This window comes from Streptomyces sp. NPDC002623, assembly GCF_053592635.1.
This window is the reverse complement of the sequence record NZ_JBSFWB010000005.1, coordinates 332,925-356,815: the sequence shown is the minus strand read 5'-3', so window position 1 is coordinate 356,815 and position 23,891 is coordinate 332,925. Positions and strand designations below refer to the sequence as shown.

The following is a 23,891-nucleotide window of genomic DNA, read 5'->3' as shown; positions in this document are numbered from 1 at the left end:
GCGGAACACCCGCGAAAGACCCGCGAGAGATCGCACCCCCTGGAAGGGATATCGCGTTGATTACCGCTGTCGAAGCAGCTGAGAAGTCTCTTCTCTGGTCCCACGACGTCCTCGGGCTGCACGCCGTCGCGGATTCCAGCGGGGCGGTCAGGCTGGGGGCACCAGGCCAGAACTGGGACTCCTTGCTCCCCCTCGTCGAGGTCACCGCGACCGGCCATGGCCGCATATGGTCAGGGGAACGTTTCATCGACAGCGCCATCGGCGAGCGCCTGGCCTACCGCAGCCACGAGACGGCCGCGGACGGCGACTGGCAGCGCACGACCATCCGGCTGGCGGACCCTGTGACCGGCCTGGCCGCCGACATCGCGCTGTGGACCTGTCCTGGCGCGGGCTTCCTCCGCTCGCAGGTGCGCCTGGTCAACGAGGGGACCGCCCCCCTGCGGCTGGAGGGTGTGTCGACGCTGACGCTCGGCGGCATCCTGGACGGCCAGGGCGCGCTCGACGGCCTGACCCTCCACTGGGCGGACAACGACTGGCTTGCCGAGTGCCGTTGGCGGCAGGCTCCCTTCCGCGACCACGTCGTCCCGCTGAGCCGGTCCGCCCACGGCCACGAAGGACGCGGCTGCTTCGAGCGGTTCTCGCAGGGAAGCTGGTCCACGGGGCGGCATCTGCCGATGGCTGCGCTCACCGACCGGGCGGGCCGCGCCTGGCTCTGGCAGATCGAGTCCAGCGCGGGCTGGCGCTACGAGACCGGCGAACGGGAAGGCGCCGCCTACCTCGCCCTCTTCGGCCCCGACGACGCCCACCACCAGTGGCACCAGACCCTCGCGCCGGGCGAGGAGTTCACCACCGTCCCGGCCGTCCTCGTCGGGACCGAGGCCGGCGGCCTGGACGCCGCGTTCGGCGAACTCACCGCCTACCGCCGCCGTATGCGCCGTAGCCACCCGGACCACACGGCGCTCCCGGTGATCTACAACGACTACATGAACACCCTGATGGGCGACCCCACCACCGACAAGCTGCTGCCGCTCATCGCGGCGGCGGGGGCCGCCGGTGCCGAGGTCTTCGTCATCGACGCCGGCTGGTACGACGACGATGCCCAGGGCTGGTGGGACGCCGTCGGTGCCTGGGAGGCCTCCGACAGCCGCTTTCCCGGCGGCATCCAGCAGGTCCTGGACGCCATCAGGAACCACGGGATGACCCCGGGACTGTGGCTGGAGCCGGAAGTGATCGGCGTGCGCAGCCCGTTGGCTCGCAGCCTGCCGGCGGAGGCGTTCTTCCGCCGGGGCGGCGTCCGCGTCACCGAGCACGGCCGCCACCACTTGGACCTGCGCCACCCGGCGGCCCGCGCCCACCTCGACCGGGTCGTCGACCGGATCGTGGGCGAGTGGGGGGTGGGATACATCAAGTTCGACTACAACATCAACATCGGCCCCGGCACGGAGAACGGTACCGAGAGCGCGGGCGCCGGCCTGCTCGGACACCACCGCGCCCACCTCGACTGGCTCTCCTCCCTCCTCGACCGGCACCCCGGCCTCATCCTGGAGAACTGCGCGTCGGGCGGACTGCGCATGGACTACGCGCAACTCGCGGTTGTCCAGTTGCAGTCCACCAGCGACCAGCAGGACCCCCTGCGTTATCCGCCCATCGCGGCGGCGGCCGCCACTGCGGCCACCCCCGAGCAGGCCGCCGTATGGGCGTACCCTCAGCCGCAGTTCAGCCCCGACGAGATCGCCTTCACCCTCGTCGGCGCGCTGCCGAACCGTGTCCACCTCTCCGGGTTCCTCGACCGCATGAACCCGGAGCAGTTCTCACTTGTCCGCTCCGGCATCTCCGCCTACAAGGCCATCCGCGCGGAGATCCCCGAGAGCCTGCCCTTCTGGCCGCTCGGGCTTCCCTCGTGGGAGGACACCTGGATCGCCTCCGGCCTGCGCGGCCAGGCCGCCAGCTGGCTCGCACTGTGGCGACGCGAGCCGGCCGCCGACGAGCGAGCGGAAGTTCCGCGTCTAATGAACCAGCGCAGATCCGACGACGCCACCCGCACGCTCACGATCCCCCACCTGCGCGGCACCGGCCTTCGTCCCACGGTGCTCTACCCCGCCACCGCCGACGCCACCGCGGCCTGGGACGTCGCCGCCGGACAGCTCACCGTCCGCCTGCCTCGCCCGAACACCGCCGTTCTCCTGCACCTCGGCTCGGAGTCTCCGGTACCGGACCTGTAGGACCAAGGGGCCGGCCGCCGCTCCCACCCCCGACCGTCGCCGCGGCAGCGGGCACGTTCTCGCTGCCGCTTCCGGGTCCACGCCTGTCGTGAGCCCCGAAGTCGGCAGAAATCAGTCTGGGCAGTAGGACGAAGGCCGTCCCGCGGCCATGGTCGTGCGGAGCAGTAAGGGGTCATGGCCGCGGGCGACGGTTCGCCCGCGTCGGCCGCGCCGGCCGTCCCGGAAAGCGGTCCGGCATGGATGGCCCGTCCATGTCCCGCGTCCTCGTTGCCGTCCGCCGGCGACTCCGGACCCACGTGATCCGTCGATGGCTCGGCTTTCTGGATGAGATCGGACACCGTCATGTCCTCGGCGAGCACGGCCTCGGCACGCGCCGTACAGCAGTGCCTTCGTGCCCGCGGGAAGCCGTATCGGTGGACACATCACGGTCGGTGCGCCGCCCACCTGGGCGCGTTGCCCCGTACGGCGCAGCACACCGAGGGGCCGATCAGGTAGGGGACGGGGTGCGCGACCCGCGGGGTGAGCTGCCCTCCTCCGCCAGTTCGCGCAGGCGGTCGAGCTTGGCGTGCTCGCTTGCGTACTGCGGAACGAAGGTGTTCCGGGTCTCGATGCCGCGTTCGGCGGGCACCTGGATGCCGCCGACCGACGTTGCCACGTGGCCTCCGTCGCGTACCGCGCGCATGAGGGCGGCGATGCCCGCGGTGTCGACGAGGCCGCCGACTCCGTCGGGTGTCTCCTTGCGCACCAGATGCCGCACCGGTCGTGGAGCAACCTGAACGAAGGTGTCGGCCTGTGTGCCGTATGACGATCGGCCGGAGTCAGATCCGGGATGTCTCTAGGAGCTTGCAGATCATCAACATGTCGTCTTGATCTTGTTGTTGGGGTCGTTGTTCAGGGCGGTGACCCGGGCCTGGAGGGCCCCCAGGACGGCGGGTGGGCTGGTCGCTGGTGAGACGCTGATGCCGTGTGCCTCGAGCAGTCTCCTGATCTTCAGCAGGGTGCGGTGCATGGCGGTCCGGCTGCTGCCAAACAGTACGGCGAGGGGTTCCGCGGCCAGGTTGACGCGCAGGTGGAGCACGGTGGCGAGGACCTGGTCGGGGAAAGTGAGCCGGGGCGGGCGGCCACGTCGAGTATCGCCGTCCGTGGCCAGGGTCTGAGTCGGATCGTCCAGTTGGTGGGGGGATAGTCCGGTCAGGGCAGGGTCGGACATCAGGGCCGGGTCCCGTGCCGGCGTCTGCGAGGCTCGGGGTGTCGGGATGGCCGGGGTCGGCTGGGAGTGCAGGGCATAGTTCCAGTCGCCGTGGAAGGCATGGCGGGTCAGGGGCAGGGCTGCCATCTCCGCGTCGTCGATGGCGACTCCGGTCGGGTAGGTGTTGGTGTCCAGTTCGGCCGTGACGTGCAGTCCGGTGCGGGTGGTGGTCGCGGCGATGGACTCGACGATGACTTCGTGGCTGGTCAGCGGTCGGCCGCGCCAGTTCATGGTGATGTGGGAGAAGAGCCGGTGCTCGATCTTGTTCCACTTCGATGTGCTGGGCGGCAGATGGCAGACCGTGATGATCAGGTGCGTCTCGGCAGCGAGCCGGGCGAGTTTGAGCTTCCAGGCCCGGGTGCGGTAGCCGTTGGATCCGCCCGCGTCGGCGGTGATCAGCAGCCGTGTCGCCTGCGGGTAGGCGGCCTTGCCCTGACCGTGCCACCAGCGGCGGATCGATTCCACTGCGAATGCCGCGGTGTCGTGATCGGTGCCGACGTTGACCCAGCCGGTGTCCGCCGCCAGGTCGTAGATGCCGTACGGGATCGCCTTGCCCAGCTTGGGGTCGGCGAAGTCGTGGATGTGCACCGGGATCGGGTCACCCGCAGGCCGCCACGAACGACCACTGTTTTTGAACTCTCCGACGAGTTCCTTCTTCTTGGTGTCCACGCTGATCACGGGCTGGCCGGCGTCCCGGTGCTCGCGCGCCTGCTCGTTGAGATAGCGGAACTGGGCGTCGCGGTCCGGGTGCTGGCTGCCCTCAATGGTCTTGGCGTTGGCCTGCAGGCTGAAGCCTTCCTCCCGCAGCAGAGCGGAGACGGTGTCGGCGCTGACCTTGTGCCCGGCCCCGGTCAGCTCACGGGCGAGGATCCGGGTCGATTTCACCGTCCATCGCAGCGGCGACATCGGATCACCCCGCTCGTCCGGTTCGACCAATGCCAGCAGCGCGGGTCGCAGCCCCGGATCGAGGTCCGCGACCCGCTTTCGTCCTCCGCCGGGCCGCCGCACCCGCTCTAACGGGGCTTCGCCGGCCTCCAGCTCGAACACGCCCTTGCGTACTGTCGTCTCACTCACCCCGGCCGCCTGGGCGACGGCCCGGATGCCGCCGTGTCCCAGCAGCCGGGCCTCCGCTCCCATCAGCAAGCGTCGCTGCCGCTCGTCGAGATGCGGGAACAACACCTCAAACTTCATAGCGAGCTGGGCACGAGCCTCGTCCGGGATGCGCGTACCACACCAACGAGCTCCAGCGCGGGAAGCAACACGTTGATGATCTGCAAGCTCTTAGGTGGTCGGCGAGGTCATGGAACAGGGCAGGCGCTTAGAAGGCGCCTGGCGCATCTCGTCGGCAGGTGCTTTGACCTGCCACCGTCTTCCTCACTGACACGCTGTCAGGGGTTTTGTGGGACGTATGTGGGACGAGGGCACCTCTGGGACGGATGGGGTGCAGGGGTTCCCGACTGTGCCAGGTGGTCACCGTCACATCTCCTTACCTGTTCGGTGCGCCCGCGCGGAAATAGATCTACCCCTCTCCTGCGTTCTCGATCTTCGAGCCGAGGAGGGGAAGGTGTCGGGCCTGAAGCTGTTCCACACGACGAATGGCGGCGTGACGGAGGTCGCGCCGCGCCTTGCCGAGATCGAGGCGGATGTGCAGGGCCTCGTCGAGGCGCACATGGAGACGATGCTGGGGGTGCGGTTCCTGGCGAGCGAGTACGTCATCGACTGTGCTGACGGCGGCCGAATCGATTCGCTGGGGCTCGATGAGAACGGGGCGCCGGTGGTCGTGGAGTTCAAGCGCGGCACCTCGGCCAGCGTGATCAATCAGGGTCTGTATTACATGGCGTGGCTGATGGCGCACAAGGACGCCTTCCGGGACCTGGTCCGCGACCGGCTCGGGGTATCGGCCGCGTCCCAGGTGCTGTGGAGCGCACCCCGGCTCATCTGTGTCGCCGGCGATTTCACCCGCTACGACGGGCACGCCGTACGCGAGCACAGGCGCAGCATCGACCTGGTCCGCTACCGATTCTTCGGCACGGACCTGATTGGACTTGAGACCGTGGCGTCCGTCACCGGGCGGACGCCGGCCGCGCGGCCGGTTCGCCGGAGCGCGGCCGGGCTGCTGCCCGCCCGAGAGCAGGGCGGTGCGCTGGCGCAGCTGGCGGAGGCGGTTGATGAGGTGCTGCTTGGCCTCGGGGACGGCGTCAGCCGGGTGCAGCGTAAGCAGTACCGGGCGTATCAGCGCCTGCGGAACTTCGCCTGCGTCTGCCCGCCGCAGAAGACCAAGCTCCTCATCTATCTCAAGGCCGACCCGAAGGAGGTCGACCTCATGCCTGGCTTCACTCGGGATGTGACGGGGCTGGGCCACCACGGCACGGGCGACCTTGAGGTGCAGTTGCGCTCCGAGCGGGACATGGAGCGGGCCGTAGACCTCTTCCGCGCCAGCTACGCGGCGGCGTAGCCGGCCGGTGTGTTTGTGACGTGAGGGCGTACGGGGCTGGGCTGCTGCGGATGTTGTGGTGATCGTGCCTTCCGACGTACGGGCAGGTAATGGCGGTGGTCCACCAATGATGCGCGGGATCGCCGGTTTGGCCAACCGGCGATCCCGCGCTATGTTGCCCCGTTTCGAAGCAGGCTGCGTTCACCTGCCCGAGCCGTCATCAGCTCGCCGCAATCGTCAGCGGTGCTTCGGGTGCCGGGCGGCCTGCGATGCTAGCCCGCATCCTCCCTGAGCCATCGGGGGAACGGAGGAGACCGAAGCCGTCACTGACAGCGCCGACTGATGCGGGTCAGTTGACGGTGCGCCGGCTAGGTCGTACTCGTCGAGTAGGCTCCGGGACGGAGTGCTCATCGTGTGCGCCTACTCGTGGATGCCTGGCTCTTGCACTGACGTCGGTCCGGTTCGAAGGCAAGTCCGGGCGCGATCAGTTCGTCGGCCACCGCTTCAGCGGGGACCCGACGCGCGAACCCGTTGGAGTCGAGGGCCGTGGGCGGGGCACGACTTCAGGTGTCGTCCCGAGGGAACTTGTGGTCTCTGCCGCAGCGCAGTGTGATGTCCCCGCTCGTCTTGTCGAACTTGTGGAACAGGAACAGCTCCCGTGCGTCGCAGTCCTCGCAGACCTCGGCCCGTGCGACGGGCCACAACGGCAACGGTCGCGGGGATGAGGGGCCCTCCACGTAGATGCGGTCCGGGTCGAGGGTGTCGGGGAACGAGCGCTCGAAAGGCTCCCAGTCAGGATGGCTTCCTTGGAGACGTCGCCCGATCAGGGTGAATCCGCCGTTGCCGGCGTACGCACAGGTGTCGACCAGTTCCCAGCGGAGGGCGGACAGCCAGCCCACCGATTCCAGGGCCGCCACGACCAGCGGCTGAAGCGTCTCGACCTCCCGCTCCAGCTTGTGTTCCGGCTGCACCCTGCTCGCGTGGCTGGAGTCGTTCCGCATCCCGCGCAGTTCGCGCAGCGTTCCGAGCACCCCACCAGGGTCCAGGGAGCCCTCCAGCTCCGGAAGTTCGGGGATAGGCCCGGCCTTGACCAGGGCTTCGATCTGTTTCTCCCATGTCCCGAAGGTCGCACCGCCCTGCGAGAGGGATCTGTTTCTACGAAGGGTGTCGACGTAGCCCTGGTCACGGTGTATCTGGACCGCGACGGCAAGCACCCCGACACAGCGCGCCACGCCTTCCGCGAGTTTCAGGAGAGCGTCCTTGCGATGGGCCGACGTCGTGGCGATGCGGTACTGCCGGGCCAGGGCCGCGACGTGGTACGGGTAGGTCCACTCGGCCCGCCGGACCGGGTCCCCGAGCGGCTTGACGAGTTCTTCGATGATGCGCGCCTCGTACGCGGATGTCTTGGCGACTCGGCGCATCTCGTCGAGGCCGGCCTGCACGCCCTGGAACACGTTCGGCAGGATTCTTGAGGTCGTGACCGCGAGCGCCGCTCTGCCGTGGTCGAGTTCGTCCAGATGCGCGTTGAACTCAGGGTCCTTGATCAGCTCGACGGGCACGGGCGAGTTCATGGACACGCGCGAGTAAGGGCCGTCCTCTTCGCTCGCCCGGGTCCGCATCCACTCACACAGGGCTCGGCCGTCGTTGCCGATCGGGCGCAGCACGGTCAGACCGGTCACGGCGTCCCCGAACTCCGCAGGCAGCACACGCCAGTTGCCCCCGAGTCCCACCACGTCACCGCCGGTACAGACGGCCACAGCCTGCCCCGGCCGGGGAGGCTCCGAGAGTTCCGCCGCGGTCGCCACCGTCTGGAGGTCTCGGCCGCTCAGAAGAGGGAGGCCCGTGGGCCGCCTACCGGGGGAGCCGGTTCCCACGCGCCGTGCCACCGTGGAGAGCGGACCGAAGCCCGTACCGGGCCCGCCGAACAGGAAGGGGGCCTGGGGCAACGCGTAGCCGGTCTCGACGCCGATCTGATCGCGCAACAGGTTCGGGTACTCGGGCGCGATCTCCTGCTCGATGAACTCGTCCACATCCTGTCCCAACGGCACCCGCACCTTGTGCCGCAGCTCGGGATCCGGCAGCGGACGCCCCCGCGTGTCCTTCTGGAGCTCCCCCTCCGGGGCCGATATGGCCACCGCCTGTCGTACCCGGCGCGACAGTGAGCGCGGGAGCTCCGCCGACAGACCCGCGTTCTTCAAGGCCGTGGAGAAGTCGCCCTCGAACGCGTTCCAGGTGGACCAGTTCTGCCCGTTCAACGCACGAAGCGCTCCCACCAGGGCATCCGTTCCGTCGAAGGATGCACGTGTCGGCCAGGATTCCGCATCGCTGACGGTGTCGTCGCTCACCACGAAGTACTGCCGCAGCTGCTGCTCGACCGTGACCTCCTGATAGCCGAGGTCATCGACGTCGAGCAGCAAAGCCCCGTCCTCACCGTCGGCTTCTTGCCGCTCCCCCGAGTTGCCGGCGTATGCGGCCTCGTAGTGCTCGCCGAGGCGGGCGATGTGCTGGTCCGTCAGATAGTGCCGTTTACTCGCCTGCGTCCCGCGCAGGGTCGCGAAGTGGCCCCGGGCATCCAACGCGATGACTTTGCCCCGCAGTCGGGGCGGCTTGTGGTTGGACAGCAGCCACAGAGACGCGGAGAGACCGGTGTTGACGAACAGATGCGTGGGCAGGGCGACCACACCCTCCAACAGGTCGTTCTGCACCAGCCACTGCCGGAGCTTCGCCTCGTCCGATCCGGTACTGCCCCGGTTCAGCGTCATGGCGGGCAACAGGATGGCTGCCCGGCCGCCGCCCTCGGCCGGAGGCCGCATACGGGCGACCATGTGCTGCACGAAGAGCCAGGAACCGTCATTGATACGCGGCAGCCCCGCCCCGAAGCGGCCGTCGTGGCACAACTCCTCAGCCTCGCGCTTCACTTTGCTGTGTGTCCGTCGCCACTCCACCCCCCACGGAGGGTTCGACAGCAGATAGTCGAACGTCTCGCCTCGGTGCCTGTCGTCGCTGAGGACGTTCCCGAAGCAGATGCCTGTCGGATCCGTGCCTCTCATGATGCGTTCGGAGCGGGCGATCGCATAAGTCTCCGGGTTGATCTCCTGGCCGAAGAACCTCACCTCGGGGGGACTGTCCAGGCCGCGCAGGTAGTCCTCGACGGCGGTGAACATGCCCCCGGTGCCGCAGCACGGATCATGGACGGCGATGGGCTGGCCCGCCCGGTCAAGCGTCGCCGCGTCTGGGCCGAGCAGCAGTCTGGCGGCCAGCGTGGTCACGTCGCGGGGGCTCGCGTGCTCGCCCGATCGCTCCGGCGCTGCCTCGACGAGACGCCATACCAGTTCTTCGTACGCCGACCCCATCTCCTGGTCGGAGACGGCATCAGGACTCAGATCGAGCTCGGCGAAGCCGGACACCACGCCCCGCAGCACACTCGCGTTCGCCAACCTCCTTACCTCAGTGGCGAATTGAAACGCGTCCAGTACTTCCACGACCTCGGCGGAGAACACTCGCGCAAAGCGCTCCAGTGCTTCGGCGAGCAGCTTCTCGGCATCCGGTGACGCCTCGTCAACCGTCGTGAGTAATCCGCCGAGGCTGTCCCGAGTGTCCGTAGCTCCGCCTGTCTTGTCCGGTCTGGCCTGCGCCGAGTCCGAGCTTGCGGCCGCGACGCCGCCTTCCTCCTCCGTGGCCGCCACCTTCAGCCCCAGGTCCACCTCATGCCGGCGCAGGCAGTCCATCCGGCGCAGAAAGGTGAACGGGAGTATCACGTTGCGGTACTGATGGGCTGGCATGCTGCTCCGCAGTAGATCCGCTACAGCCCAGCAGGCATCCACCAGTGCTCGGCTTTCGACCCCAGCCACTTGCCCTCCTCGTCCCGGCGGCCACCCACCAGCCGGGCGCCGGTCATCATTTCACCCCGTGACCAAACGTGATGATGATTGGTGCGCCAAGGGCAGAGAGCTCGGTGATATGGGCCATGGCGTCCGTCCCAACGGCGCTGATGCGGTGGTTCGGCAGGAAGACCTGGCACTAGGCTTGCACCTACGTGCTGTCGGACGGCCGGGTAAAGCCTTGATCAGGGCAGACGTGTCGCTTCGCCAGCACGTTGATCGGTGCAACCGCCCACCATGCCGACGATGTGCCCAGCTCGGACGAACGCGCGGAAACGACTGGCACCTTATCGCCGAGTTGTGCCGTCCCATGACATCGGCTCCTCGCGTTCAGGCTTGGCGGGCGTAGGACGCGCGGCGAGCGCGATGATGAGGTCGCGCAGTACATACATCTGGGCGCTCGATTGAGGCGAGTGCCGGCGGCAGCCGGTCGAGCCGCTCCGCCCGCAACCAGCGCTCGGTCGCCAGGTCCTCGCCCCCCTCGGGCGCGCATTCAGGTGTAGCCCAGGCTGGCCCTCCCGGCGTGCAGCTGGACGACCCGCCCTGCACGCCCGCTATCGTCGCGCATAGCGCGTGCGGTTCTGACCGAACAGACCATGAATCAAGGGGAGTTCGAGTGGAGGAACTGAGGCCCGGCGAGCAGACGCGCACCTGACCCGGAGCTCCCAGTGCCCATGGCAGACCTGGGCGGCGAGGACCCTCAATGACGTGCGACGATCTGTGTCCGCTGTCCGCGACGTGGATGCATGGCCGCTGCGGTTCGTACGGTGACGACAACGGCCGCCGAAGAATCGGCCATTGCTACCTGGGCGGCGTGCGGCGGAATCTACCTGGGTGCGGTGACGCGTAGCCGGATGGCCTCCTACCCATCCGGCTAGCGCGTGTGACCTGACCAGTCAGCAGTGGCATGGGCTGGCCGATCAGACGATGTATTCCTCCATCAGTTCGGCGAGGTGGACGATGGCGGGCCAGGTGGTGGCGATGTTGGTGTGGGCGTGGAATCGCCGTTGGGCGTGGACGTACATGGCCCAGTCGGCCGGGTTGTCGCCGTCCTGGAGGAAGGCGGGCACGATCTCCAGGGAGGTGGGGTTGGAGCAGGTCCAGGTCCGGTTACCGGTCTGGGCCGGGTCGAACTTGGTGAGCGTGAGAGGGGTCTGGTTCTGATCTGAGCGCGGGTTGATGCCCCAGAAGGCGCGTTCCCCGACTTCGACCAGGCCGGAGAATCGTCCGTGCCGGGTGACGGAGATCAGTTCGTCGGTGTCTTCGCCGGTGCTGGCCATTTCCTGGGTGACACCGAAAGCTCTGGGCGCTGCAGAGCGATCGCTGCGCTCGCGTAGCCGGATGATGCGGAGGCCCGGCTGGTCGCCGGGCTTACGGCGGTCTGGATCCGCGTTGGGGGCCGTGAGGTCGATGCCCGGCAGCACGAGCTGGTCGAAGGTGAGGCGGCTGTCCTGTAGCCAGGGCCAGATGTCCTTGTCGCTCGTCCGGGCGCGGCGTACGAGCAACAGGCGGTTGGCTGTGGAGTCGAGCGACAGGGCGTTGGTGAGGAATTCGGCGAGGGCAGCGCGAGCGGTACGGGGCACGCGTCCGCGGCCGGCCACGAGTGCTTCCGGCAGGGTGGTCAGTGGCATGGGGCGCTCGGTGGGGCTGCCCGGTGTCGTCATGAGCTGTGCCGTGGACTCCTCGTGGGTGTGCTGACGGATCAGCATGGGTGCGAGCATCCGCTCGCCGGCGGGGGCGAGCCAGACGGTGATCAGCTCGAAGGGGCCTTCGACTCCGGGTGGGGCGGGGAGTTTGGGCAGGTGACCGGCTTGGCGGAGGGCGTCCCGGAGGGCGGACGTGGCGCGCTCGATGTCGGTGGTCGCGAAGTCGGTGCCGGGGAAGCGTTTAGCGAGGGCTGCTTTGCTGGGATTGGGGTTGGCCGGCGGGATGGGGCGTAGGCCCTGGACGTTGCGGCGCAGGCTCGGGAGGACTTTCTTGAAGAGGGTTTTGGGGTCGCGCTGGTGTGTGCGGGAGAAGTAGGCCGCGCCTTCCATCTCCACGATGCAGGCGGTGGGGTGGGCGAGGCGGGGGAATGCGCGGGTGATTCGCGCCGTGCGTTCGGCCTCGCTGGCTTCGTAGGCGGCCCGCCGGGCTGCCGGGTCTGACTCGGTGGAGCGTGGCAGGCCGGCGGTCAGGTCTTGCGGGTCGTGGCGGTGGAGGGTGAGGTTGATCGGTCCGGTGAAGCTGGCGCACGCCGCTGTTTGGGTCGCGGGGGTCAGGCCGAGTTTGTCGGCGGCGGCTGTCTGTAGACCTTGCCAGGTGCGGTCGGAGGAGGCCCAGACTTCGAGTTCGTAGGTGGGGGAGCCGGGCAGCTGCATCGGCAGGCGTGTCTTCGAACGGGTCCGTGCCTTGGGGTTGGGCGTCAGGGGGACCAGCCCCTTGTCCTCCAGCTGTCGGGCGACCTGAGTGAGTGCCTCCATGTGGTCTCGGGGCTGGTAGCCGTGGCCGACGGGGTGGTCGTGGGTGGCACGAGCTGGCGGGGCGCCGTCCTGGTCCGGATGGCGGTAGGTCATGCCGCTGCTGTGGACGAGGTGGGCGGCGAAGGGCTGACCTGCTGAAGTGCCAGGGGCGGCGCGCAGTTCGTCGAGGCTGGGTGGCTCGTGGTGGGTGAGGCGGGCGAGGATGCTGGTGACGCCCGGCTGCCAGGTCCAGGAGGTGTCCTGTCCGCGTCGGCGGATGGTGACGGAGCTCTGCAGGAGCATGGGACGTTCGCGGTGGTGGATGAAGCCTTCCTTGGCGGAGAGCAGGACGCTGGCGGTGGGGTCGCCGTTTCCGCGGCGGGGGATGTAGTCGAGCGCGTTCGTCGCGAAGCGGGTCATACCCAGGTCGACGTGGAGGTGGACTTCGGGAACGCCCGGCACAGTTTCCACGTGGAAGGTGAGGACATCCACGCTGGCTCCGACTGCGCCGTCTTCATCGATGAGAGGCTCCGGTTGGCCGAGGTGCAGGGTGCGGCGGCCGTCGGCTCGGGTGGGGCCGAGGCGCAGGTCACGGTGGTGGCCCAGGAGCTGAAGCCCGGTGGTGGTGAGATGTTCGGCGACGAGGCTGGGCAGGAGGTCGAAGACGTGCGCGGGAGGGTTGGCGGTGCCGTTGGGGTGGAGGCCGTGCTGGGCGAGGTCGAGGTCTTCAGGGATCCATTCGAACTGGCCGGCGCCTTCGAGACGGCCGTACCAGTTGGTGTCCGGCACCTGGGGCGCCACGTGAGCGGCGGCCCATGCCGACAGCGCGATCAGCAGCAGGTCCGGGTCGATCTCGGTTCGCGCGCGCAGCCAGGCCGGATGGCGAGGGTCCCAGTGCACGGAGGTGATGTCCGGGTCGATGAGGGTGATCAAGTCCTTCAGTGACTTGGTGGGCAGGTTGTCGGGTCCGTTGCGCTTTCGGCGGCCGGGGCGTGCCTCCCAGGCGGCCTGAAGGACGTTGAGCATCCCGGGCGGGCAGGTCGCTCGGTAGCCGGTGACGGGCCAGCTGGCCCCGGGGGTGAAGGTGAGCACGGTGGCCTGGGTGGCGCGGTAGGCGGGCATCAGCGGTGACCCCAGTCGATGTTGTCGAGGAGATGGGAAGCCAGGCCCCAGCAGGCGTGGGCGAGTTCATGGTCGAGGCGCTGTGCCGCGGTGGCGGTCGGGCCTGGATCGGTGAGCCAGCCGTGCAGGAGTTGCTGGGCGGCGACGATCACGCTCGTGCGGGGAGTGTCGGCAGCGGTTTCGTCGAGCGTGGCGGTGCGGGGCGCGAAGGCGGCGTCGCAGAGGTACACCAGCACCGGTTCGTTGCCGCGGATGCCGCGGCCGATCGTCTGGTGGAGCGGGACGAGGAAGTTGCCGACGAACGCCGCGTGTTCGACCGGGTCGGTCAGGCGGGAGAACAGCACCGGCTCTCCGACCCGCTGCTGCCAGCGGCGGCGTTCGCCGTGGCGGAGTTTGCGCGCGAGGTCGACGGGATCGACCGAGGGGTCGGCCAGCTCGATCGGGTTGCGGAGGCGGCGCATCGCCTCGCGGCTGAGCAGGGACAGCGGGAAGGTGGCATCGTCGGCGGGTGGGTGGATGCGGGCCAGGTAGAACACCGCGCCCAGGGCGGCGACGCGGCGGGCGTTGAGGATGTTGTGGCCGCGTTGGACGGCGCCTTCGGCAGCAACCAGGATGTCGGCGCCGGAAGCGGCAAAGGTGGGCAGTCGGCGCCTTGGGATGCTGTGCCGGGTGGGCGGGTCGTCGTCGCGGATGACGTGGAGGGCCGTGTAGGGCGTCTTGTGGTTGATGTAGTCGGCGACCGTCTGGGCATCGCGGGTGCTCTGCACGGTGAACAGGACCTGCTGACGGTCGTCGGCCAGCCGCAGACGGGCCTGCTGGAGCAGGGACTCGCGCGCACCGGGAGCTGGGTTGCAGATCCAGTCGGCGGCCGTGCACAGGGCGTGGGCGTGTCGAGTGGGGTCGCCGCCGGTGCCCGAGGTGAAGACGGGGCGGCCGTCGACGTAGCGCGGCGGCCGGAAGAACATCTTGCTCTCCTTCAGCGCCGCTCTGGCTTTGGCCGGCTCCCGTAGTACCAGGTTCGGGGCGACGTCCAGGTGGAAGCGGGGCGAGGCGGGCATCCAGCTGGTGGCGGAGGCAAGGACGACATGTGGTCCCTCGATGCCCTCGGCTGTCAGGAGATCATGGAGGTGGTAGAGCAGCCAGCGGCCGACCCCGCGCAGCCACAGGATGCTGAACGATCCGCTGTCACCACCGGGGTTGGGCTGCCACTGAAGTGCCATCAGGTTCCCGGCAGCCTGTTCGGGCACGAACGGCATCAGGTCACGTGGCGGCTGCCGGCTCCAGAAGTCCTCCCCGTCGCCGATCGGGGAGGAGCTGATGGCGTGCAGCCGTTGGGCAACTTCGAAGAAAGAGGTTGTGATTCGCGCGGCCCACACCCCGGCCTGCAGCAGTTGTGCGTACTCCGCCAGCGTGCCTCGGACCTTCGCCTCGTCGATGGCGGGCTGGTGCGTCGTGATCCATGCCTCTGCGGCCTCCTGGGCCGAGACACGAGTGTCGTGGGCTGCCGTCATCGCCTCGATCAGCTCGGCCCAGTTCGTCGCAGGAGCCTGGAACGGGGCGGAGAGCAGCGAGGCGAAGTGCTCTTCGAAGTAGTAGTCGGCGGCTTCTTCCTGCTCCGCCTTGTCCGTGAAGTCAGTCCGTTCACCAAGTCCGTGAAGGCTGCGGGCCAAGCGCCGCAAGAGGCTGTAGCCGGTGAACGGTCCCTCGGCGATGACGTCGCGCAGGGCGTCCGCACCAGAGGCGATGACCAGCCGGTACAGCTCGGTCAGTGCCTGATCGTGCCGACGGAAGTGTTTGTCGCCGGCCGTCACCTCCGGGTTGAGCAGATCGAGGAACCAGGAGTGCTCCAGCCGCTGCCCGATGCGGTCGCCTACCCGGTGACTCCAGCCCCTGCCGGGTTGGGAAAGGATTTCGTGCAGCAGGAACCGGTCGTCGAATTGCTGCTGCACGGTGTCGGCTTCGTCGACAAGCAGGACGGACAGGTGGTGCTGTGCCGCTTCGGCGACGCGGACCTCGATGTGGGACTGAGGCATCCTCGTCGAGGCCAGGCCCGCCGAGGTCGTTACCCACACCTGTGCTTCGGCAACCTTGCGTGCCGCGGTATGCGAAGGACACTGGGACAGAAGCGGGCAGTCTCGACGCCCGCTCTCGCCGGCGGCGGTGAGGCGGCCTGTGCAGGGCCGCTCCTCGCGGGGCAGCGGGGCCCGGTCGGTCCTGCTGGTCAGCCGCAGCTCCTCCAGGTAGCACTGGTCGTCGGCGAACGCCGCGGCGGGGTCCAGACCCGTGGGGAAGGTCGTCTCGCCGTCGTGGAGGAGCGAGCGCCAGAACCGGTCCTTGTGGATGCCTTCCCGGGTGCGTCCGAAGATGGGCACGGCATCGATGCCCAGGGCCTGCAGGAAGCTGACTTTGGCGAACACGTCGCTGCCGGAGGCGAGGACGAACCCGACCTTTTCGCCGCGGCGGGCGACGATGAAGGCGATCAGGTCCAGCAGGGTGGACTTGCCGCTGTTCATCAGGCCGACCACGTGCCACAGGCGGTCAATGGTCATCCGCCACTGCTGATCGAGGAGATGACCTTCGGTGTGGTCGGCCAGCAGGGCTTCCATCTGCCCGAACCGTTTGACGAAGTCCCGGTTTTCGATCTCCGGATGGGCTTCCAGGAGTTTATCGATCTGTTCGGCAGCCCACTGGAAGTCATCGCGTGTGAGGGGGATGGGCTCCTGCACTCGGGAGGCTGCTGCGGGCAGCACCGCGGGTGCCGGCGCCTGGATGAGAGTCTCAGGGACGCGGATCTGTTCCCGCCTGCCGTCGGCCCGCTCGAAAGAACACACCGAACCCGGCGGCGCCGGCCGGTACGAAGACGCCGTCTGATAGGGGGCGATCTTCTGCAGCGTCTGACGGTAGAGGTCATGACGGGCCGCGGCGTACGGGGTGGACCGCCGGATGAACACGGTCGACAACTCCGGCTTGTGGCCTCGCATGTCGCAGGGTTCGAACCCCCGCACCTGTACCGGCAGCTTCACGTACTGATCGAGCTTCTCCCGCATGGTCCCGGTTTTGGCAAGCGGGCCCATCACTTCCCGCAGGGTCCGGAGATGCGGGCCCAGGTCCTCTTCCAGGCGCATGTACCCGGACAGAACCGGCCACAGCGCGCCGACGCCCTGGCCGGGCAGATGGTCGTCCAGGAACGACAGGCCCACTTCCAGCGCGCAGATCTCCCACGGCCTGAGGGGTCCGAGCAGGGGCCGTACGTTGTCGTCCGCCAGTTCCTTCACCAGTTGCTTGCTCCAGGCGCGGGTGTCCCTCATTGCGTTCCTCCTGCCTGACGTGCACGGACGGTGGCCTGCCGCAGGAACGCCTTCTCGTCGAGGACTTCGACGCCGGAAACGCGGCCCTGCAGTTCACGCAGGCTTGCCACCTGCACAAACGCACAGGGCAAGGAGAACGGATTGAACGTGTACTGCGGGATCGACTGGGCCGAACGCCACCACGACATTGCGTTGATCAACGAGGCCGGCACGCTGCTGGCCAAGCGGCGGATCACTGACGACGCGGCCGGCTACCGGGTGCTGCTGGAGCTGCTCGCCGAGCACGGCGACACCCCCGAGGACCCGATACCCGTCGCGATCGAGACCAGCCACGGCCTGCTGGCTGCCGCCCTGCGCACCGGCAACCGCCGGATCTACGCGGTCAACCCGCTCTCCGCCGCCCGCTACCGCGACCGCCACGGCGTCAGCCGCAAGAAGTCCGACCCCGGCGACGCCCTGGTCCTGGCGAACATCCTGCGCACCGACATGCACGCGCACCGGCCCCTGTCCAACGACAGCGACCTGGCCCGGGCCATCACCGTGCTCGCCCGCGCCCAGCAGGACGCTGTCTGGCACCGCCAGCAGCTGGTCAACCAGGTCCGCTCGTTGCTGAAAGCGTTCTATCCGGCTGCGCTGGACGCCTTCTTGGGCAAGCAGCACGGCCTCGCCCGCCCCGAGGCCCGCGCGGTCCTGGCCACGGCGCCGACCCCGGCCCGCGCGGCGAAGCTCTCGCTCCCGCAGTTCCAGGCCGCGCTGCGGCGCGCCGGCCGTGTCCGCGGTATCGAGGCCGAGGCCCGGCGCCTCAAAGAGATCTTCCGCAGCGACTACGCCCGCCAACCGCAGGCCGTCGAGGATGCGATGGGGCGCCAACTCGCCGCATTGCTTGTGCAGTTGGATGCAGCTTGCCGAGCAGCTGGGGAACTGGCCGAGGCGGTGGAGGAGTCTTTTCGCCAGCACCCGGATGCTGAGATCCTGCTCAGCTTCCCCGGCCTCGGTGTCCAGCTCGGCGCCCGGGTGCTCGCCGAGATCGGAGACGACCGCGACCGCTTCGCCGACGCCCGCGCACTGAAGGCATACGCCGGCTCGGCCCCCATCACCAGAGCCTCGGGCAGGAAGAAGTTCGTCGGTCGCCGCTTCATCAAGAACGACCGGCTGATCGCCGCGGGATTCCTGTGGGCCTTCGCCGCTCTGACCACCTCGCCGGGGGCCGACGCACACTACCGCCGTCGACGCGAGGCCGGGGACTGGCATGCCCAGGCGCAGCGGCACCTGTTCAACCGGCTGCTCGGCCAGCTCTACCACTGCCTGCAGACCCGGCAACACTTCGATGAGCAACATGCGTTCACCCCCCTCTCAGCAGATCTGGTCGTCGCGGCTTGACTTCTTAAGCACGTGAGATGTCTTTCGTGAGACCGGAAGGGAACCTTCCGCTCCTGACCGAGCAGGCCCCAACCGTGTGCAAGGACCATCAAGTGGACGGCGTCGTCGGCACCCGTGCCGGCGACGAGCGCCTCGACGTTGGCGCGGACGTCGGCAGGCACGATCTGCGCGGCCTCAGCGATGTCATACGCACCGGTCCGGTGGGCGACCGCCCGGAGCAACAGCCGCTGTTCGGGGCCGAGGTCAGGTACTGACTCCACTGGAGTGGGCGGAGCGATCTGCCGCGAGGTGAGGAGAGCGTGTACGAGGACCGGCAGGGAACAGCGGTGAGGGCAGCGGACTTTCCTGCGCAGTACGCGGAGGTGGTTCTTGACCGTGTGCGGGGACAGATGCGTCTGGGCGGCTATTTCCCCGGGCCTGGCGCCGCCGATCAGGTATTCGGCGATGCGCTTTTCGGCTGGGGAGAGCGGAATGGTTGCTGTGGTGGTCATGAAGGGTCCAGTGGTGGCCGGCTAGTTGGCGTGCAGGCGGACGGGAAGGGTCTGGTGACCGTTGCTGATGAGGGAGGGCACGGGCTTCAGTTCGGCGGCGGGGACCGCGAGCCGGATGTGGGGAAACCGCTCGAAGAGCATCTTCAAGGTGGTGGCGACCTCGAGGCGGGCCAAGGGCGCGCCGAGGCAGTAGTGGACGCCGTGGCCGAACGCCAGGTGGTCCTTGTCGGCGCGGATGGCATCGAAGGTGTCCGCGCGAGGGTGCCATTCGGGGTGGCGGTTGGCTGCGGCGTAGGAGGCGAGAATCGCCTCGCCGCGCGCGATGGTCTGGCCGTCGGGCAGGGGGATGTCGTTGACGGCGTAGCGCAAGGGGAGGTGCTTGACGGCCGGCTCGTGACGCAGGGTTTCCTCGACGACGTCGTCCCAGTCGATGACTCCCGTGCGGACCAGCTGCAGTTGGTCGGGGAGTACCAGCATGGTGAAGACGCTTTGGTCGATGACGTTGACGGTCGTCTCGTAGCCGGCGCTGATCATCAACAACAGGGTGTCGCGGAGTTCTTGGTGTGCGAGCCCGCCGCCGATCTCGTCGTCTCGTGCGGCGATCAGCAGGGAAGTCATGTCGTCGCCCGGGGCGTGGCGCTTGGCGGCGATGAGTTGGTCCAGGTGCTCGTACAGCCGGGCGGTGTTGGCCCGGGCCTCGTCCGGGTTCAGCGTGGTGTCGAAGACGCCGTCCACGACGTGGCGGAAGTCGTCGCGCTGGCTGTCGGGTACGCCCATGAGGTGGCCGATCACCGCGATGGGCAGCGGGTAGGCCAGGCGTTCGCGCAGGTCCACCACCTCATCGGCGGGCACCGTGGCCAGGTCGTCGAGCAGGGTGGTCACTATCTCGTCGATGGCCGGCTGCATGCGGGCGATACGGCGTGCGCTGAAGGCGGGCGCGATGAGGTGCCGCAGCCTGGTGTGGTCGGGGCCGTAGGCGGTGAACATGTTCTGCACCGCGATCCACAGTGCGAGCGGCCAGCGCATGACGGTCTCGGCGTGTGCCGGCCAGTGCGTGCGGCCGTCCTTGGAGACGTCGGGGCTGGTCAGCAGGCGCTTGAGGAGGAAGGGGTCGGTGACGGCCCACGCCTGGACGCCGACGATGTCCACTCGGGCCGCAGGACCCTGCGCGCGCAGCGCCAGATGTTCGGTGTGGTGGTCGGATCCGGTGGGGTCAAGGACGAGTACCGGCTGCTCAGGCATGAACGATCTCCTTAGGGACGGCGGGGAAGAGAACCGGGAGGGATTCAAGGGCACGGTGAAAGGGGCCGGGGCGCCACCTCAGGTCGGCCGCGGGAACGGCGAGGTCTATCTCCGGCAGGGCGTCGAGGAGATAGGTGATCGCGGTCTCCGCGATGAGGTAGGCGTGGGAGCGGGCGGGGCAGGTGTGAGGGCCGATGCTCCAGGCGAGGTGGGCGCGATTGCCGGTGAGAGCGTTCTTGGGGATTCCGAGAGTGAGAGTGGGATCGTTGTTGCAGGCCGCCATGGAGATCAGCACCGGCTGATGGGCGGGGAGCAGGACACCGTCGATGTCGACCGGGTAGGGCGGGTAGGGCGGGTAGGTGATGCAGTAGTTCGCCAGCGGTGGATCGGTGTACAGGACGGTGTCGAGGGCGTCGCGCACGGTGGACTGGCCCGCGTGCAGGGTGTCGGAGAAGTCCTCGTCGGTGAGGATCTTCAGGATTGCGTTGCTGATCAGGTTGGTCAGCGGTTCGATGCCGGCGCCGTAGAGGGTGACGAGCTGGTGGGCCATCTCCATGTCACTGAGGTGGGCTGGGTGCGAGAGAAGACGGGACGTGACGTCGTCGCAAGGCTGTTGCTGGCGCAGGGCGACGAGTTCGGCGACGGCCTGGCCGAGGACCTGGTTGCCGAGCGCGGCCTCCGTGGCCTTTGCTTCGAAGATCTTGGCCATGCCTTCAGCGATGCGCGCCCCGATGTCGTCGGGGCAGCCGAGCAGCGCACTGAGGACACGGAAGGCGATCGGCCAGGCGTAGTGGGTGAGCAGGTCGGCGCGGCCGACGGTGCGGAAGTCGCCGATCGTGCCGGACGCGATCCTCTCGACCAGACTCCGAAGCTCGTGCTGGTCGACCGCGCTGAGGGCGGCCGTGTTGGCGGCCCGGTAGCGGGCATGCTCGGCGCCGGCGGACCGAAGCGCGTTGGGGCGCCACTCCATCATCGGCCGTACCGGGCAGGAATCCGGCACGAACTGCTGCCAGACCCGTGGGTCCGCGGGGAAGCGGAGCGGGTCGTTGAGGATCTGGCGGGCCTGCTGGTATCCGATCACCAGTGTCGCCGGGATTCCGGGGGACAGCTCGACGGGCACCAGGGCACCGTGTCGGCACCGCATGCGTTCGTAGGCGGCGTGTGGATCGGCGGCGAAATCCGGTTCGTACAGGGCGATCAGGTCCGGTGATGCTGCTGGGCCGGGGAAGGGCGGGGTCATCGCAGGGGCTCCAGAGGGGTGGCTGCGCGGAGCGCGGCGAGGTGTTCGGTGAGCGTGATCAGGGCGTGCACGCAGTCGGTGCGGTCACGGGCGTCGCAGGTGATCAGCGGGGTGCGGGCATCCAGGGCGAGGGCGTGACGGAGTTCGTCTTCCTCGTACATGGGGGCATGGGGGAAGACGTTGATGACGACGGCGTACGGGATCGCCCGGGCTTCCAGGAGGCTGAGCGCGCCGTGGCAGGCGTCGAGGTTGCGTGTGTCGACGAGGACCAGGCACCCGAGTGCGCCTTCGGTCAGGTCTTCCCACAGCAGCTGGAATCGGAGCTGGCCCGGCAGACCGAACAGGTAGAGCACGAGACGCCCGCCGGACATGTGGATTCGCCCGAAGTCCATGCCGACGGTCGTGGTGGTCTTCTCCGGGGTTCCGCGCAAGTTGTCCACGCCGACGCTGTCGGCGGTGATGGGCTCCTCCATCCGCAGCGGCGTCACCTCCGACACGCTGCCGATGAACGTCGTCTTGCCCACGCCGAAGCCGCCGGCGACCACGATCTTTACGGACCGGGTCACCGCGGCGGGCACGTAGGTGACGGGCGGGTCAGACCATGGCGCGCAGTCCACGGAGCACCTCCTGCAGCAGGTCGAGGTCGGGCTGGTCGGCTACGGCGGCGACCGGGCTGGTCAGATGACCGCTGTCCATCAGGGCGGAGACGAGGATCCGCACGGTCGAGGGCGGCAGTTCCAGCGCGGCGGCGATATCGGCGACCGCCAGGCCACCTCGGCCGGAAGAGAACAGCCGCATCACCCGGACGGCATCCGGAACCAGGCTCTCGGCAGGACCGCTCGCGGCGATGACCACGCTCTCCAGGCGCACATCCCGGCGCGGGCGGACCCGCCCGACCGTACGGACGTAGGGCCTGACCATGTCGGGGTCCCGCCGCGGCCCGGTCATGCCGGCGAGCCGTTTTCCACACTGGTACGGCGCTCCGCAGTGCCCAACTGCGTGCCCAGCCGGACGGCCAGTTGCGCCATCTGATGGCTGATCAAGCCGATGTCCGCGTCAGGGTCGGTGCAGACCGACAGCATCGTCATGTCCCCTGCCGAGGTCGTCAGGCCGAAGCACTGGTTCGACTCGATCAGCACCTGGCGCAGACTCTGGCCACCGGCGAATTCGTCCCACGCCTTGCCCGCGGCCCGCAGTGCGGCGGTCAGTGCGGCGAACTTCTCCCCGTCGTCCTGGCCGATGGTCTCGGTACGGGCCTTCAGCAGGCCGTCGCCGCTCATCAGCACGGCGTAGCGGACGCCCGGAACGGAGCCGAGCTGTTCGTCGAGCAGCCATCCAAGATCGTTGGAGGTCGTGTCAGCCATGATCCATGTCCTTCGTCGATACGGGAGTGCTCTGGCCCTCACGTCCGCGCCGCGACCCGGCGACCCAGGCGGCCGCAACCTCGGGACGGCCCGGTTCCACCACGTCGCCGGACAGCGCGCGGACGGCAGGGGCAGGACGTGTGGCACGCTGGCGGACGGTGAGCCCGCTCGCCGTCGTCGACGCCGAACCCGGCTCCGGCAGCGCTGTACCGGGGGCGTCGACCGGTACGGTCACCGGCTGGCTCGGTACGGGAGCGGCCAGCAGGGCCGGCGGCAGCACGATCACCGCGCGCGTGCCCTGGTAGAGGTTGGGCGCGGTCACCTCGACGCGGAAGCCGTAACTCTCGGCAAGCCGGGACGCCACACGCAGACCGGTCTGCGGATAGGCCCCGAGCTGCCTGATGTCGTCACGCCGCTTGCCCGACATCACGTCCCGGGCCCAGACCAGCCGCTCGTCCTCCATCCGCAGCCCGGCGTCGTCCACGATCAGGAAGCTGGCGCTGTGGCCCTGCTGCAACGTGACGTACACGCCGGCAGCCGGGGGCGAGTAGCGCAGCGCGTTGTCCAGCAGCACGGCCAGGGTGTGCACCACCGCCTCCACCGCCCGGCCCTCGACGGCGACCAGGTCCATGGACGGGTGCTGGACACGCTCGTAGCCCTCGATCCGCCCCATCGCGCTGCGCACGATCTCGGTCAACGTGGTGGCCGGCCAGCGACGGGACAACTTGTCCCCGGCGAGCACGGCGTAGCCAGAGGCAGTCAGCAACATCTGCTGCGCCAGGTGATCGATCTCGACCAGCGTCGCGTACGCCTCGTCCGACACATGCCGGCGCACGCCGGCGCTGATCAGACTGCTCAGCTTCGCGGCCCGCTGCACCACAGTCTTGGCGAAGGACCGTACCGAGGCTCGGGCGACGTCCACCGACTCATGCCGCGCCTGCGCAACCTGGCGTTCCGTCTCCAAGCGGACGTGCGTGATCTGCTGAGCAGACGCAATCTGCGCCTGCTGGCCTACCTGGACGATGCTGGCCCCGAGTCGCTCACCGAGCTCGTGGAGCCGGTCGGCCAATGGGGTGTTCCTGAGCTGGTCAGGCGCTGCCAGATCGAGCTGTGGCCCGCGACCGTTCTTTACGGCGGTGTCGACGGTTGGGATGACCGTGTCGGACAACTGCCCCACGTATATCTCCGCGGAGCGCAACTGCTGAGTGAGCCTTTGGCAGTGCGCGTGGAGACGGTCGGCGCGGCACTGCGAGGCACGTTGCTTTTTCCAGTAATGCCATGCTGCCCAGGCCTCGGCCACCGCCAGCAGCGCGGCGATCGTCAGTATCAGGTCAGTCATCAGATCCTCGTTGGTGTGGGCTCGAAGGCCTGCGAAGAGCCGCGGAGTGGCTGGCAGCAATGCGGATGAGCTGAGGCTGGCGAGTCGAACCTCGGGAGGCAGAGCCACGAGGCTTTGCCGCCGTGATCGACAAGGCACGCGGTGCACTGGTCTCTCACGAGGGTGTGGTCCACGATCA

The 23,891-nt window shown here is 68.6% G+C and carries 15 protein-coding genes and 1 pseudogene; 4 read left to right on the top strand and 12 right to left on the bottom strand.

What is annotated here, in order from left to right; genetic code table 11:
- Positions 1-56: 56 nt before the first annotated feature.
- The gene (locus ACWD4O_RS11815) at positions 57-2,222 is read left to right on the top strand and encodes a glycoside hydrolase family 36 protein (protein WP_451279607.1); all 2,166 of its coding nucleotides are present in this window, start codon (positions 57-59) and stop codon (positions 2,220-2,222) included.
- Positions 2,223-2,709: 487 nt separating this feature from the next.
- On the opposite strand, the gene ACWD4O_RS11810 is transcribed toward ACWD4O_RS11815, so the two are convergent.
- Both ACWD4O_RS11810 and ACWD4O_RS11805 read right to left on the bottom strand, forming a co-directional pair.
- Positions 2,710-2,967 (bottom strand): hypothetical protein, encoded by a 258-nt coding sequence (locus ACWD4O_RS11810; RefSeq protein WP_451279606.1) that lies wholly within the window; start codon positions 2,965-2,967, stop codon positions 2,710-2,712.
- A 108-nt stretch (positions 2,968-3,075) separates the two neighbouring features.
- Entirely contained in the window at positions 3,076-4,662 is a 1,587-nt protein-coding gene (locus tag ACWD4O_RS11805) for an ISAzo13 family transposase (protein WP_451279605.1), read from the bottom strand.
- Positions 4,663-5,035: 373 nt separating this feature from the next.
- Between ACWD4O_RS11805 and ACWD4O_RS11800 the strand changes: the two genes are divergently transcribed.
- Positions 5,036-5,926, top strand: a complete 891-nt coding sequence (locus ACWD4O_RS11800) for a DUF5655 domain-containing protein (RefSeq protein ID WP_351902512.1) — start codon at positions 5,036-5,038, stop codon at positions 5,924-5,926.
- A gap of 542 nt (positions 5,927-6,468) precedes the next feature.
- Here ACWD4O_RS11800 and ACWD4O_RS11795 read toward each other — a convergent pair.
- The 3 genes from ACWD4O_RS11795 to ACWD4O_RS11785 form a co-directional block, all read right to left on the bottom strand.
- Positions 6,469-9,729, bottom strand: a complete 3,261-nt coding sequence (locus tag ACWD4O_RS11795) for an N-6 DNA methylase (RefSeq protein WP_451279662.1) — start codon at positions 9,727-9,729, stop codon at positions 6,469-6,471.
- A gap of 977 nt (positions 9,730-10,706) precedes the next feature.
- Positions 10,707-13,349 (bottom strand): pPIWI_RE module domain-containing protein, encoded by a 2,643-nt coding sequence (locus ACWD4O_RS11790; protein ID WP_351902518.1) that lies wholly within the window; start codon positions 13,347-13,349, stop codon positions 10,707-10,709.
- Positions 13,349-16,657 carry a pPIWI_RE_Z domain-containing protein gene (locus ACWD4O_RS11785; RefSeq protein ID WP_451279604.1) on the bottom strand — a complete coding sequence of 1,103 codons (3,309 nt, stop codon included), beginning with the start codon at positions 16,655-16,657 and terminating at the stop codon, positions 13,349-13,351. The genes ACWD4O_RS11790 and ACWD4O_RS11785 overlap by 1 nt, the downstream gene beginning before the upstream one ends.
- A gap of 141 nt (positions 16,658-16,798) precedes the next feature.
- Here ACWD4O_RS11785 and ACWD4O_RS11780 point away from each other — a divergent pair, with 141 nt between their 5' ends.
- Together ACWD4O_RS11780 and ACWD4O_RS11775 are read left to right on the top strand one after the other, a co-directional pair.
- Complete coding sequence (locus ACWD4O_RS11780) at positions 16,799-18,037, top strand: IS110 family transposase (RefSeq protein ID WP_451279603.1); 1,239 nt, start codon at positions 16,799-16,801, stop codon at positions 18,035-18,037.
- Positions 18,038-18,129: 92 nt separating this feature from the next.
- A complete protein-coding gene (locus ACWD4O_RS11775) occupies positions 18,130-18,291 on the top strand; it encodes a hypothetical protein (protein WP_451279665.1) in 162 nt (53 codons plus the stop codon).
- 72 nt (positions 18,292-18,363) lie between these two features.
- On the opposite strand, the pseudogene ACWD4O_RS11770 reads toward ACWD4O_RS11775, so the two are convergent.
- The 7 genes and pseudogenes from ACWD4O_RS11770 to ACWD4O_RS11740 all read right to left on the bottom strand — a co-directional run.
- Positions 18,364-18,528: pseudogene (locus ACWD4O_RS11770) on the bottom strand (LuxR C-terminal-related transcriptional regulator); the annotation flags it as partial.
- Positions 18,529-18,549: 21 nt separating this feature from the next.
- Entirely contained in the window at positions 18,550-19,770 is a 1,221-nt protein-coding gene (locus ACWD4O_RS11765) for a cytochrome P450 family protein (RefSeq protein WP_451279602.1), read from the bottom strand.
- Positions 19,763-21,010 carry a cytochrome P450 gene (locus ACWD4O_RS11760; protein WP_451279601.1) on the bottom strand — a complete coding sequence of 416 codons (1,248 nt, stop codon included), beginning with the start codon at positions 21,008-21,010 and terminating at the stop codon, positions 19,763-19,765. The genes ACWD4O_RS11765 and ACWD4O_RS11760 overlap by 8 nt, the downstream gene beginning before the upstream one ends.
- Positions 21,007-21,627 carry a GTP-binding protein gene (locus ACWD4O_RS11755; RefSeq protein ID WP_451279600.1) on the bottom strand — a complete coding sequence of 207 codons (621 nt, stop codon included), beginning with the start codon at positions 21,625-21,627 and terminating at the stop codon, positions 21,007-21,009. The genes ACWD4O_RS11760 and ACWD4O_RS11755 overlap by 4 nt, the downstream gene beginning before the upstream one ends.
- A complete protein-coding gene (locus tag ACWD4O_RS11750) occupies positions 21,605-21,958 on the bottom strand; it encodes a DUF742 domain-containing protein (RefSeq protein WP_351902845.1) in 354 nt (117 codons plus the stop codon). The genes ACWD4O_RS11755 and ACWD4O_RS11750 overlap by 23 nt, the downstream gene beginning before the upstream one ends.
- Positions 21,955-22,374 carry a roadblock/LC7 domain-containing protein gene (locus ACWD4O_RS11745; protein WP_351902848.1) on the bottom strand — a complete coding sequence of 140 codons (420 nt, stop codon included), beginning with the start codon at positions 22,372-22,374 and terminating at the stop codon, positions 21,955-21,957. Before ACWD4O_RS11745 ends, ACWD4O_RS11750 begins: the two co-directional genes overlap by 4 nt.
- Positions 22,367-23,821 carry an ATP-binding protein gene (locus ACWD4O_RS11740; protein ID WP_451279599.1) on the bottom strand — a complete coding sequence of 485 codons (1,455 nt, stop codon included), beginning with the start codon at positions 23,819-23,821 and terminating at the stop codon, positions 22,367-22,369. The genes ACWD4O_RS11745 and ACWD4O_RS11740 overlap by 8 nt, the downstream gene beginning before the upstream one ends.
- Between the last annotated feature and the right edge of the window lie 70 nt (positions 23,822-23,891).

Bases quoted from the DNA above. Each gene is read 5' to 3' on its own strand.
- ACWD4O_RS11805 (WP_451279605.1), bottom strand. From the start codon at position 4,662: ATGAAGTTTGAGGTGTTGTTCCCGCATCTCGACGAGCGGCAGCGACGC.
- ACWD4O_RS11790 (WP_351902518.1), bottom strand. From the start codon at position 13,349: ATGCCCGCCTACCGCGCCACCCAGGCCACCGTGCTCACCTTCACCCCC.
- ACWD4O_RS11785 (WP_451279604.1), bottom strand. From the start codon at position 16,657: ATGAGGGACACCCGCGCCTGGAGCAAGCAACTGGTGAAGGAACTGGCG.
- ACWD4O_RS11765 (WP_451279602.1), bottom strand. From the start codon at position 19,770: ATGCCTGAGCAGCCGGTACTCGTCCTTGACCCCACCGGATCCGACCAC.
- ACWD4O_RS11760 (WP_451279601.1), bottom strand. From the start codon at position 21,010: ATGACCCCGCCCTTCCCCGGCCCAGCAGCATCACCGGACCTGATCGCC.
- ACWD4O_RS11750 (WP_351902845.1), bottom strand. From the start codon at position 21,958: ATGACCGGGCCGCGGCGGGACCCCGACATGGTCAGGCCCTACGTCCGT.
- ACWD4O_RS11745 (WP_351902848.1), bottom strand. From the start codon at position 22,374: ATGGCTGACACGACCTCCAACGATCTTGGATGGCTGCTCGACGAACAG.